General features: G+C 70.3%; 11 protein-coding genes. 7 read left to right on the forward strand and 4 right to left on the reverse strand.

Annotation, left to right across the window (positions count from 1 at the left end; all coding sequences use genetic code 11):
- Window positions 1-149 precede the first annotated feature (149 nt).
- Genes IG08_RS0136530 through IG08_RS0136550 form a run of 5 tightly spaced genes read left to right on the forward strand, consistent with a single transcriptional unit; the run spans window position 150 to window position 5,946 of the window.
- Entirely contained in the window at window positions 150-1,136 is a 987-nt protein-coding gene (locus IG08_RS0136530; RefSeq protein WP_030612987.1) for an amidohydrolase family protein, read from the forward strand.
- Window positions 1,129-2,703: a bifunctional 3-(3-hydroxy-phenyl)propionate/3-hydroxycinnamic acid hydroxylase gene (locus IG08_RS0136535; RefSeq protein ID WP_030612990.1), complete on the forward strand. Its 1,575-nt coding sequence runs from the start codon at window positions 1,129-1,131 to the stop codon at window positions 2,701-2,703. Before IG08_RS0136530 ends, IG08_RS0136535 begins: the two co-directional genes overlap by 8 nt.
- Window positions 2,700-4,019, forward strand: a complete 1,320-nt coding sequence (locus tag IG08_RS0136540) for an MFS transporter (protein ID WP_043456148.1) — start codon at window positions 2,700-2,702, stop codon at window positions 4,017-4,019. Before IG08_RS0136535 ends, IG08_RS0136540 begins: the two co-directional genes overlap by 4 nt.
- The gene (locus IG08_RS0136545) at window positions 4,016-5,098 is read left to right on the forward strand and encodes a maleylacetate reductase (RefSeq protein WP_030612995.1); all 1,083 of its coding nucleotides are present in this window, start codon (window positions 4,016-4,018) and stop codon (window positions 5,096-5,098) included. Before IG08_RS0136540 ends, IG08_RS0136545 begins: the two co-directional genes overlap by 4 nt.
- Window positions 5,095-5,946: a dioxygenase family protein gene (locus IG08_RS0136550; protein ID WP_043456151.1), complete on the forward strand. Its 852-nt coding sequence runs from the start codon at window positions 5,095-5,097 to the stop codon at window positions 5,944-5,946. Before IG08_RS0136545 ends, IG08_RS0136550 begins: the two co-directional genes overlap by 4 nt.
- A gap of 20 nt (window positions 5,947-5,966) precedes the next feature.
- On the opposite strand, the gene IG08_RS0136555 is transcribed toward IG08_RS0136550, so the two are convergent.
- Window positions 5,967-6,314 (reverse strand): aldehyde dehydrogenase family protein, encoded by a 348-nt coding sequence (locus IG08_RS0136555; RefSeq protein WP_030613000.1) that lies wholly within the window; start codon window positions 6,312-6,314, stop codon window positions 5,967-5,969.
- A 79-nt stretch (window positions 6,315-6,393) separates the two neighbouring features.
- Between IG08_RS0136555 and IG08_RS0136560 the strand changes: the two genes are divergently transcribed.
- Window positions 6,394-6,681 carry a metal-sensitive transcriptional regulator gene (locus IG08_RS0136560; protein WP_030613003.1) on the forward strand — a complete coding sequence of 96 codons (288 nt, stop codon included), beginning with the start codon at window positions 6,394-6,396 and terminating at the stop codon, window positions 6,679-6,681.
- Between the two features lie 35 nt (window positions 6,682-6,716).
- Here the strand turns inward: IG08_RS0136560 and IG08_RS0136565 are convergent, their stop codons facing one another.
- Window positions 6,717-8,882, reverse strand: coding sequence for an MMPL family transporter (locus IG08_RS0136565; protein WP_030613007.1), 2,166 nt, complete (start codon window positions 8,880-8,882; stop codon window positions 6,717-6,719).
- A gap of 115 nt (window positions 8,883-8,997) precedes the next feature.
- Here IG08_RS0136565 and IG08_RS0136570 point away from each other — a divergent pair, with 115 nt between their 5' ends.
- The gene (locus IG08_RS0136570; RefSeq protein ID WP_030613010.1) at window positions 8,998-9,396 is read left to right on the forward strand and encodes a DUF302 domain-containing protein; all 399 of its coding nucleotides are present in this window, start codon (window positions 8,998-9,000) and stop codon (window positions 9,394-9,396) included.
- Here IG08_RS0136570 and IG08_RS0136575 read toward each other — a convergent pair.
- On the reverse strand, window positions 9,382-9,993 hold the full coding sequence (locus tag IG08_RS0136575; RefSeq protein WP_030613012.1) for a TetR/AcrR family transcriptional regulator: 612 nt from the start codon (window positions 9,991-9,993) through the stop codon (window positions 9,382-9,384). The genes IG08_RS0136570 and IG08_RS0136575 overlap by 15 nt on opposite strands.
- A 15-nt stretch (window positions 9,994-10,008) precedes the next feature.
- Window positions 10,009-12,066, reverse strand: a complete 2,058-nt coding sequence (locus IG08_RS0136580) for a galactose-binding domain-containing protein (protein ID WP_030613015.1) — start codon at window positions 12,064-12,066, stop codon at window positions 10,009-10,011.
- Between the last annotated feature and the right edge of the window lies 1 nt (window position 12,067).

A 12,067-nucleotide genomic window follows, 5' to 3' on the forward strand; every position in this document is an offset into this window, starting at 1 on the left:
CACGACCGCCCCGAGCCGCTCGTCCTTCGGCGCACACACCCGCGCATCTCATCCGCTCCGGCCACTCACACCGAGCCGGGCATCGCCGCACCCTCGCACACGAGACATCACGTGTGAAAGCACATAAATCCCCCGAGGAGCACTCCGCAATGAAGCTGATAGGCCTCGAAGAGCACTTCGTGACCCCCGACCTGGTGGGCCATGGCGCGTCGACCGCGTCCATCGCCCAGCCCGGCGCCTGGGCCGAAGCCTCCCGCCGCCTCCTCGACCTCACCGAGGAACGCCTCGACGACATGGACGCGGCCGGCCTGGACATGCAGGTCCTGTCGCTCAACTCCCCCGGCCTCCAGGCGGAGAAGGACCCGGCCGCCGCCGTACGCCAGGCGATCACGGTCAACGACTTCCTCACCGGCGTCATCGCCGAGCACCCCGACCGCTTCTCCGGTTTCGCCGCCCTGCCCCTGCAGGACCCGAAGGCGGCGGCCGACGAGCTGGAGCGCGCGGTGACCCAGCTCGGCCTGCGCGGCGCCCTCGTCAACGCGCACACGCACGGCAGGTACCTGGACGACCCCGAGCTGCGGGTCGTCTGGGAGCGCGCCGAACACCTCGACGTGCCGCTCTATCTGCACCCGGCCAACGGCGTCGACACCGCGCACGTGCTGTCCGGGCATCCCGAGCTCGTCGGGCCGATGTGGAGCTGGGGCGTCGACACCGCCACCCACGTCCTGCGCCTGATCTTCGGCGGTGTCTTCGACGACTTCCCGAACGCCAAGCTGCTCCTCGGCCACATGGGAGAAGGCCTGCCGTACGTGATGTGGCGCATGGACTCCCGCTGGGACTTCCACGCGCACCACGGCATCGAGCTCAAGCGCGGGCGGCCCTCGGAGTACATCCGCCACAACCTCTACATCACGACCAGCGGCGTCTGCTCCCCCGCCCCGCTGCTCACCGCCCTGCTCTCGATGGGCGCCGACCACATCCTGTTCGGCACCGACTACCCCTTCGAGGACATCGAGACGGCCACGAAGTTCCTGCGGAACGCCCCGATCAGCGAGGCCGACCGGCTCAAGATCGGCCACCAGAACGCCGAGAAGCTGCTCGGCCTCGCCACCGCACCCGCGTTCGCGGGTGTCTGAGCGGAAGGGCACGCACGTGTACGACGTCGCCGTCATCGGGTACGGGCCCGTGGGCATGGTCACCGCGGCGCTGCTCGGACAGGCAGGCCACGACGTGGTCGTCCTTGAGCGCTACCCCACCCTCTACAACCTTCCGCGCGCCGCCATCTTCGACGACGAGACGATGCGGACCTTCGACCGTCTCGGCATCTCCACCGCCCTGCTGCCCACCCTGCACGTCCAGCGGAACTACGAGTGGCGCAACAGCGCGGGCGAGCTCCTCATCGAGCACGACTTCGCGGCCGTCGGCGGCCAGGGCTGGGCGGAGTGGTACATGATGTACCAGCCCTACCTCGAGGACACCCTCGATGGCCTGGTCCGCGGTCTCGGGAACGTCGAGATCCGCATGGACGCCCGGGTCACCGGCCTGCAGAACACCCACCACGGCGTGGACATCCAGGTCGAGGGAAGCGACCAGGTCGTCTCGGCCCGGTACGTCGTGGCCTGCGACGGCGGCAACAGCTTCACCCGCGGCTGGCTCGGCGTCGGGCAGGAGGACTACGGGTTCTCCGAGCCGTGGATGGTCTGCGACTTCCGGCTGACCGGTCCCTCGGACGTCCCGAAGGCCCGCCAGGTCTGTGACCCCGAGCAGCCGATCTCGATCATCTCGCTGGGCCCCGAGCACCACCGGTTCAGCTTCATGCTCGACTCGGAGGACGCCTTTCCCGTCGAGCGGGAGCCCGACCGGGTGTGGGCACGGGTCGCCGCCTATCTCGACCGCGGGCAGGCCGAGCTCATCCGCGTCGCCACCTACACGTTCCGCTCGCTCGTCGCGAAGCGCTGGCGCAGCGGCCGGATCCTGCTCGCCGGGGACGCGGCCCACCAGATGCCGCCCTTCCTGGGACAGGGCATGTGCTCGGGCATCCGGGACGCCCAGAACTTCGCGTTCAAGCTGGACGCCGTGCTGCGGGGTGCCGACGACGCGCTCCTCGACACGTACCAGAGCGAACGCGAGCCGCATGTGCGCGCCATCATCGCCAAGGGCATCGAGCTCGGCCGCGTCCAGACGATGCGCGACCCGGTGGCCGCCGCCGAGCGCGACGCGCGGCTCATCGCCCAGCGCGGGGCGAACGGACGCCCCGACAAGATGCGCTTCCCGGGTCTCGGCCCGGGCCTGCACGACGCGTCCCCGCAGGCAGGACACCTGATGCCGCACGGCCGGGTGGAGTCGGACGGCACGGAGGGACTCTTCGACGAGGTCCTCGGCCGCGGATTCGTGCTCCTCGTCGACGGCCGTGAGGGCGCCTCGCTCGCCCCCGCGACCACGGAACTCGCCGCCGGGCTCGGCGTCGCTGTCCACCACCTCACCGACCGCCGCCTCACCACCGAGGGGCTCACCGATGTCGGCGGCGTCTACGGGCGCTGGTTCGACGAGACCGGCCGCGCGGCCGTTCTGTGGCGGCCCGACTTCTACGTCCTCGGCACCGCGGGAGTCCTCTCGGACATCCCGGCACTTCTCACCACACTTGCCACAGCAGTCGAGCCGGTGCAGGCTCCTGCCACAGTCGGAGAAGGGATCCGGCCATGACCACTCAGTCCGCTCAGGCCGCTCAGACCGCCCAGTCAGCCATCCGCCCGAAGGCGCGCAGAATCTCCCCGAGCGCGTTCATGCTGCTCGCCGCCTGGGTCGTCGCGTCCCTCGAGGGCTACGACCTCGCCGTGTACGGCGTCACCGTGCCCGCGATCCTCGGCGACCCCTCGCTCGGCATCGACAAGGCCGAGGCCGGCACCATCGGCTCGCTCGTCGGCATCGGGATGCTGATCGGCGCGGCCCTGGCGGGGGCGCTGGTCCACCGCACCGGCCCACGCCGGCTCCTGCTCGTCGGCACCACGGTGTTCTCGCTCGGGATGGTGGTCTGTACGTTCGCCGGTGGCGTCCCGTCGTTCGGAGCCGGACGTCTCGTGGTCGGCCTCGGTCTCGGTGTCGTCCTGCCGACGATCAACGCGTACGTCGCCGACCTCAGCGACCCCGGCCGCCGCAGCCGAAACGTCGCCCTGATCATGAGCGGTTACGCGGCCGGCGCCCTGCTCTCCCCGCTGCTCGGCACCGCCCTGCTGCCCGACGTCTCGTACCGCTGGCTGTACGTGATCGGCGTCCTCCCCGTGTTCCTGGCCATACCGCTCGTGCTGCGGCTCCCGGAGAGCCCCTTCCACCTCAGCCGTACGGGCCGGACCGCCGAAGCCCGAGTGGTCGAGGAGCAGCTGGGCCTCGGCCCGTCGGACGCGTCGCCGGCCTCGAACCCGGGCCGCTGGCTCGGCATCGGCTCGCTGCTGACGGGCGGGCTCGCGGTCTCGACGGTGCTCTTCTGGGCGATGTCCTTCTGCGGACTGCTCCTCGTCTTCGGCATCAGCACCTGGCTGCCCAGCATCATGCAGGCCGCGGGCTTCTCCCTCGGCTCGGCGCTGCTGCAGACGGCGGCGATGTGGCTCGGTGTCGGCGTCGGCGCCATCGTCGGCGGCCGGGTCGCGGACGCGCTGGGCGCCAAGCGCGTGGTGGTCGTCGCCTTCCTGGTCGGCACGCTGAGCCTGGTCGCGATGAGCACGCGCCCGCCGACGCCGGTCATGTTCGTGCTCATGTTCATCAGCGGCTTCGGCTTCATCGGCTCGCAGATCCTCGGCAACGCGTTCATCGTGACGCGCTACCCCGACGCCCTGCGCGGCAACGGCCTCGCCTGGGCCCTGTCGATCGGCCGCTTCGGCGCGATCGTCGGACCGTCCCTGGGCGCGTACGTCCTCAGCTCGGGTGCCGACGTCGAGTGGGCCTTCTACGCCTTCGCCGTACCGGCCCTCGTCGGGGCGATCGCGGCGGGCGCCGTACCTCGCGTCCGAGCGGTGACGGCATGACGAAGGTCGTCTACGAGTCCTGGGGGCAGCGGGTCGTCTTCGGCTCGGGTACCGCCCGCCAGGACGTGGCGGCCGAGGTCACCGGGCTCGGCGCGAGCCGGGTCCTGGTGATCGCGGCCGACGGGGAGCGGGCCCTGGCCGAGGACATCTGCAAGGACATCCCCGTGGTGGCGGTCTTCGGTGCCGTCCGTCCGCACGTGCCGGCCGAAGTGGCCGAGGCCGTGCGGGCGGCCGCCCGCGAGCACGACGCCGACCTGCTGCTGAGCGTCGGCGGCGGCTCCACGACGGGTACGGCCAAGGCGGCGGCACTCACCACCGGCCTGCCGATCCTCGCCGTCCCCACGACGTACGCCGGCTCCGAGGCGACCCCCGTCTGGGGCCTCACCGAGGACGGCCACAAGCGCATCGGCGTCGACCCGAAGGTGCTCCCCCGCGTCGTCGTCTACGACGCCACGCTGATGCTGTCGCTGCCGACGCGCCTGTCGGTGACGTCGGGACTCAACGCCCTCGCCCACTGCGTCGACGCGTGGTGGGCACCCCGGCACAACCCGATCAGCTCCGCCCTGGCCGTCGAGGGCGTCCGCTCGCTGGCCTCCGCACTGCCCCGCATCGTCGCCGACGGCCAGGACGTCGCGGCCCGCCGCGAGATCCTCTTCGGCACCTACCTCGGAGCGGTCGCCTTCGCGGGGGCCGGTTCCGGCCTGCACCACAAGGTGTGCCACGTCCTCGGCGGCGCGTACGACCTCGAACACGCCGCACTGCACTCGGTGGTCCTGCCGCACGTGGTCGGCCTCAACCTGGCCGCGGCACCCGAGGCGGAGCGGCACCTCGCCACCGCACTCGACTCGCCCAAGGACCCCTTCAGCGCACTGCTCGATCTCTACTCGCGCCTCGAACCACCGTGTTCCCTGGCGGAGTTGGGGCTTCCCGAGGAGGAACTCGACCGGGCCACGGACCTGGTCATGGCACAGGTGCCGGACACCAACCCGCGCCGGGTGACCCGCGACGAGATGCGCGAGCTGCTGGGGCGCGCATGGCGCGGGGACACACCGACCCCGTACGAAAGAGCAGCACGATGACTGAACAGGAGCTGACCGACAAGGTCGTCGCGAGCTTCGACTCCGCGAAGGACGACCGGTTCCGCGAGGTCATGCAGGCGCTCGTCCGGCACGCCCACGCCTTCGTGCGCGAGACGAGGCTCACCGACGACGAATGGACGGCGGCGATCGAGTTCCTGACCGCAGCCGGCCACATCACCACCGACACCCGCCAGGAGTTCGTCCTCCTCTCGGACGTCCTCGGCGTCTCCATGCTCACCGTGGCGGTGAACGAACCGGGTCTCGACGACTCGACGGAGTCCACGGTCCTCGGCCCGTTCTTCGTCCAGGACGCGCCCGAGATCGCACACGGCGGGGACATCGCGGGCGGCGCGAGCGGTGAGCCGTCGTGGGTCAGCGGCCGGGTCACGGACCCCGGCGGCAACCCGGTCGCCGGCGCCCGCGTCGAGGTGTGGGAGGCCGACGACGACGGCATGTACGACGTCCAGTACGACCGTGGCGAACTCGCGGGGCGCGCGCACCTGTTCACCGACGCCGAGGGCCGCTACCGGTTCTGGGGGCTCACCCCCACGCCGTACCCGATCCCCGACGACGGCCCCGTCGGCCGGCTCCTCGACCACGCCGGCCGCTCCCCGATGCGCGCGCCTCACCTGCACTTCATGGTGACGGCACCCGGCTTCCGGCGTCTCATCACCCACATTTTCGTCGCGGGCGATCCGTGGGTGGACAACGACTCCGTGTTCGGCGTGAAGGAGTCACTGATCCGCCCCTTCGACCGTCACGAGGCCGGGACACCGACGCCGGACGGCCGTCAGCTGCAGACCGCGTGGACCTCGACGACCTTCGACATCGTCCTGAGGAAGGAGTAGGGGCAGCGGCGCGCATCCGGTCAGGCGGTGGCCCAGCAGGTGCGCGTGTCGGTGAACTCGCGGATGTCGGCTGCGGCCGGATCTCGGCCGTAGCCGCTGCGCCCGGTCCCGCCGAGGGGCAGCCACGGGTCGGAGGCGACGATCGCGTTGACGAAGTCCGCTCCGCCGGTGATACGCCGGGCGAGGGCGACACCCCGGCCGGGTTCGGCCGTCCGGATACTCAGGCCGAGTCCGTACGGGGTGGCGTTCGCGAGTCGCACGGCGTCCTTGTCGTCCCGGGCGACGGCAAGGGCGGCGAGCGGGCCGACCTGGGTGTCCCCATCGCCCGGGTCGCCGACGTGCAGGGCTTCGCCGTCGTCCAGGACCACGAAGGCGTCCGAACCACTCGGTTCGTTCCGACCGTCGGAGGAGTACCTTTACCCCTAGGGGTATAGGTAAGGAGCGATGGTGGACCTGGAACTCGCGGGTGCGGAGCTGAAGTCCGTGCTGAACCGGCTGCGCAGGGCGCAGGGCCAGATCTCCGGAGTGATCCGGATGATCGAGGAGGGCCGGGACTGCGAGGACGTGGTGACGCAGTTGTCCGCGGCGTCCCGTGCTCTCGACCGGGCGGGGTTCGCCATCATCGCCACCGGTCTGCAGCAGTGCCTGACGGATGTCGACGGCGACGGGAAGTCCGACGAGAGCCGGGAGCAGATGCGCGCCCGCCTGGAGAAACTGTTCCTTTCACTGGCCTGAGGCCAGAAGCCCCGCACCGCGCGACCCAGCCGTCCTCAGTCGTGCGAGAAGCGGATCTTCGGCAGCACCCGGCGCAGCCAGGCCGGTGACCACCAGGCGGCCCGGCCGGTCAGGCGGAGCAGGACCGGGAGCAGCACGAGCCGGATGAGGAAGGCGTCGAGCAGGACGGCGACGCCGAGCACGATGCCCATCTCCTTGGGCGGCAGCGGGTCGGCCAGCGCGAAGGTGAAGAACACGGCGACCATGACCGCGGCGGCGGCGAAGACGACCCGGCCCGACTGGGCGAGGGCACCGACGACCGCCTGCCTGGGGTCTCCTGTCCGCTCGTAGTTCTCCTTGGCGGAGGAGAGCAGGAACACGGTGTAGTCCATGGCGATGGCGAAGATCATCGCGAAGAAGAACACCGGCCCCCACCCGTCGAGGAAACCCTGCGGTTCGAAGCCGAGCAGGTCGGAGAGGTGCCCGTCCTGGAAGATCAGCCGGGCGACGCCGAAGGCGGCCGCGGTGGCGAGGAGGTTCGTCAGCACGCCGATGGCGGCGACCAGCGGGGCCTGCAGGGCGACCAGCAGCAGGAGGAAGCCGAGCACCAGGATGACTCCGATGACCAGCGGTGCCTTGTCGTCCAGGGCCTGCTTGAGGTCGAGGTTCTCCACGGCCGCGCCGCCGACCAGCGCTTCGGCGGGGAGCTCCGCGCGCAGCGTGGTCACGGTCTTCGCCAGCGAGGGATCGGACGGATCGACGGACGGCACGGCCTGGATGAGGCTCCAGCCCGACCCGTCGGCCGCCTGCTGGGCCGGCAGGACGCCCGCGATGCCTTCGGCCGACGTGAGCGCCTCGACCGTGGCGGCGGCCCGAGCGTCCGGAACCGCGATCTGCAGCATGCCCGGCGCGCCCTTGCCGAAGCTCTCCTGCACCAGGGCGTAGCCCTGACGTGAGCTGTCGTCCTCGGGGACCACCTTGATGGACGGCATCGCCGTCTTCAGCCCGAACACCGGCACGGCCAGAGCGATGAGAACGGCCAATGCGAGAGCGCCGAAACGCAGCGGCTGCCGCCACAGGCGCTCGCCCCAGGCGCCGAAGCGCGGCGACTCGGTCCGGTCGGCGCGAGTGCGGGGCAGCGCCCACTTGTTGACGTTCGGCCCGAGCTTGGCGAGGACCGCGGGCAGCAGCGTCAGGGTGGCGGCGAGGACGAAGACGACAGAGAGCATGATGCCGACCGCCATGGTCCGCACGGCGGGCGCGGGCACCAGCATCACCGCGGACAGGCTGACGAGCACGGTCAGCCCCGACAGCAGGACCGCCTTCCCCGCGGTGTCCATGGTCTCCTGCACGGCCCGCCGTCGGTCACCGCTGCGCGCGAGGGCGGCCCGGAACCGGATCACCAGGAACAGCGCGTAGTCGATGCCCAGGGCGAGCGCGAACATCAGGGCGAAGTCCATGGCCCAGATGGAGATCGGCGTGACGTGACTGATGAGGACGAGCGAGCCGACCGAGGCCGCCAGTCCCGCCATCGTGAGCAGCAGCGGCAGTCCCGCGGCGACCAGCGACCCGAACGCCACGACGAGGACGGCGAGGGTCACCGGCCAGGACAGGATCTCCGCGTGGATCATCGCCTCGAGGTTGGCGGTGTTGAAGTCGCTCCACATGACCGAGGAGCCGGTGGCCCGGACGGTCACGTCGTCCGTGGACAGTTTGCGCAGCGGCTCTTTGAGGTCCTCCGCGGCGCGCACCATGTCGTCGGTGTTCGCCGCAGCACCGCCCAGGACGACAGCGGTCCTGCCGTCACGGCTGATGCTCGCGCCGGCCTGAGGCGCCGCGACCTCACTGATCCGGTCGTCGGCCTTCAGTTCCTCGGTGACCTCGGCGATCACCCGCTGCACCGCCGGATCGCCGACCTGGTGGCTCTTGGAGGACACGACCACCTGGATCGCGGAGGAGCCGGTGCCGCCGAAGTGCTTCTCGGCCAGCTCGCGGACCTGCACCGACTCCGAGCCGTTGCTCTGCCAGCCCGCACCGGAGAGCACCGAGGTCACTTGCGGGGCGAACGCCCCCAGGACGGCGACGACGACCAGCCAGCCGATGAGCACCTGCTTGAAATGCCCCGCGGTCCAGGCGCCGAGCCGCCCCAGCGGACCGGCCGGGCCCGGCGGTGAGGGGTCCTCGGCGTTGCGGCCGGGTGTGTCGGTGGTGGTTGTGGACATGCTTCCTCCTTCGGAACCGAATACCCCACGGGGTATTCACGGAGAAGGATAATACCCCTGGGGGTATATTGGAGTATGTCGGAGACCAACACGACAGCCCGAAGGGATCCACGCAATGCGCTACGACCGCACTGTCCACCTCGAGACCGACTTCGCCACCGCCGTCGCGGCGGTCCGCGAGGCCCTCGCCGAGCAGGGGTTCGGCATCCTCACCGAGATCGACGTCACCGCGACCCTCAAGGCCAAGCTCGGCCACGACATGGAGGACTACGTGATCCTCGGCGCCTGCAACCCGCCCCTGGCCCACCGGGCCCTGGAGATCGACCGCACCATCGGCCTGCTCCTGCCCTGCAACGTCGTCGTACGCGCCGACGGCGACCACACCGTCGTACAGGCGATCGACCCGGGCACCATGACCGCTCTCACCGGACTCGAAGCGCTGCGCCCCGTGGCCGAGGAGGCGGCAAGCCGGCTCGACGCGGCCCTGGCCGCACTCGCTTCACACCGTGCGTGAGTCGTCGTCCTGAACCAGCCCCGCGATATGCGCGGTGACCGTGTCGAGGATGTCCTTCCAGGCGGCCGCGTCGCCGAGGACGAGGTAGTTGAGGGTCAGGCCGTCGGTCATCGCGGCCAGATAGCGGGCCAGGACGGAGACGGGCACGCGGAGCCGGAGGTCCATGCTCCGGGCCAACTGGCCGATGAGATCGGCGTACGCCTCGCCGTAGAGCTCGTACTGACGACGCGCCAGATGCTCGAACCCCGGCTGGCGCAGGGCGTATTGGGTGAGTTCGTAGGTGAGCATGTGCTCGTCGGGGTGGGCACGGACGTGGTCCCAGTACGCCTGGAAGCCGGCGGCGACCGTCTCCTCCAGCGTGGCCCTGGGTTGCAGGGCCTTCTTCACCACGGTCACCGACTGGTCGGTGAGGGCCGTGATGACGGACTCGATCAGGGCCTGCTTGGAGTCGAAGCAGTAGTGGAAGACGCTCAGGGACACGTCGGCCTCGGCCGCGATGGACCGGGTCGTCGTCCTCGCGACGCCGTCCCGGGCCATCGCCCTGATCGCGGCTTCCGTCAGCTGCCGGCGTCGTTCGGCCGACGGTCTGCGTGCCATGCGTGTCCCCTGCCGTCAGCCGCTGTGGACGCCCACCTCGTAGAGCGAGTATCCCCAGTCGGTGCCGCGGTCGAGGCCGTGGACACGGACGTAACGGGCCGGTGTGCCCGTGAACTTGGCCGTGTCGAGGCCGCCGTCGCCGGTCGTCGTGGACCAGGCCGTCTGCCAGTTGGTGCCGTCCGTGGAGAGTTCGATGCGGTACGACTTCCCGTACGCCTTCTCCCAGTCGAGGGTGACGCGGGAGACCAGGTTGGTGGAGCCCAGGTCGACCTGCCATGACTGGTCGTCGCTCCAGTCGCTGGCCCAGCGAGTGCCGTCGTCACCGTCCACGGCCCGGCCCGGCTGATAGCTGGTGAACGGGTTGGACTCGGACGAACTGGCCGTGGCGGAAGCGCCCTTGGCGAGGTTGACCGACGCCTGGTGCTGTTCGGACGCCCCCCAGGTGTCGAGGTAGGACTCGGCTCCCCGGAACAGGTCGTCCACCACGTCCTGCCCGCCGACGAGCCGGATGTCCTCGATCCAGTCCGGGATCATGCCGACATGGGCGGCGCCGTCGGTGTTGAAGTCGAAGGTGCGCGCGCCGGATGTCTGCTTGTCGATGACGGAGCCGCCGTCGACGCTCCTGAAGGGGTACGTCACCGGATTCGACGTGTCCGCGCCGCGCGGGGCGGGGTGGTCGCCGATGCCGTTGAAGTCGGTGCCGTAGCCGTAGCCCACGTCGTACTTGTCGCGCAGCGCGTCCGTGCGCTCGGCCTCCGTGGCGAAGTCCTCGGAGCCGTGCATGTACTGGGCGACGAAACCGCCGAGGGAGTAGACCCGCTCGGTCCAGTTGAGGTCCATCCAGCTGTGCGAGGAGAGCACGCCGGGGTAGGACGCGGCCTCGAAGATGTCGAGGGCCTGGCCGGTGGCCTTGACGCTCATGTGGTCGATCTCGAGCATCATCTTGCGTTTCATCATGCCCTTGACGGCGTACTCGCCGAGGTCGGTGAGCCCGCGGACGTTGCACTGCGCGTCCTCGTCGTACGACGGAACCTCGGTGCCCGCCGGCAGGTCCTCCTCGGCCTCGGACGCGGCCGTGCCGATGGGGTTGTCGTGCTGCGGGCCGGTGCACTTCTCGGTCTGCCAGAAGGTGCCGGTGGAGAGGAACTGCCCGACGTTGATGGCCGTTCCGAGACCGCCCTCGTCGAAGCGGACGCCGCACAGGGCGTTGTCGAACTTGTGGCACAGGAACATGCTGCGCACGCCCAGCGCGTACAACTCGTCGAGACCGGCGTCGATGTCGGCCTTGCTGCACTGCGCGATGTCCAGGATCTGCTTGCAGCCGAACGGCTCGGAGGTCTCGACACCCAGGATCACCGCCAGCTTGCCCTGCTCGATGACCTCACGCGCCTGCGCGCTGTCGGTGACGATCCGGAACCAGCCCTTGCCGGTGCCGCCGTACTGCTTGTCGATGTAGGCCTGGAGGTCGTACGTCAGCTTGGCCTGCAGCCGGATCGACGTCATCTCGTCGCAGCTGCGGTCCTTGAACGGGTAGATCGAGCAGATCATGCCGTTGGTGACGAGGTCGTTGACGAGGACCCGCTGGCCGCCGCGCCAGGCGCGCTCGACCCAGGCGTAGTAGTTCGCCTGGTGGGTCATCGAGTCGTACGCCGGCCAGTCCGCGAACGTCGGCCAGCCGACCGGGTCGTGCCTGCCGTCACCGCCGTGGGTGATGTAGTCGAAGATCGCGAGCGTGCCGTCGGGATAGTGCTCGGGACAGTCCTTGAGCGCGTCCGCGACGCCCGCCTCGGAGAACACCTTGCCGCAGATCAGCCGCCCGCCGAAGGCCTCGTTGGAGAACAGGTGGTTGTGGGCGTCGACGAAGCCGCTGACCTCACCTGCGGAGTTGGTGCCGGTGAACGGCTCACCGGTGACGTTGATCTGCGCGTCCGGCGTGGGGCGTGCGGTCGGGGTCCACCAGTCGGTGGCGGCCGAACTCGGCGTGGGGCCGAGGACCGTGGCCAGCACGAGGAGGAGCAGCGAGACGACGGTGACGTCTTTGCGTCTGCGGTACGGGCGTCCGGTCACGGTCACG

The sequence above is a fragment of the Streptomyces fulvoviolaceus genome (assembly GCF_000718165.1).
Lineage (GTDB): Bacteria > Actinomycetota > Actinomycetes > Streptomycetales > Streptomycetaceae > Streptomyces > Streptomyces fulvoviolaceus.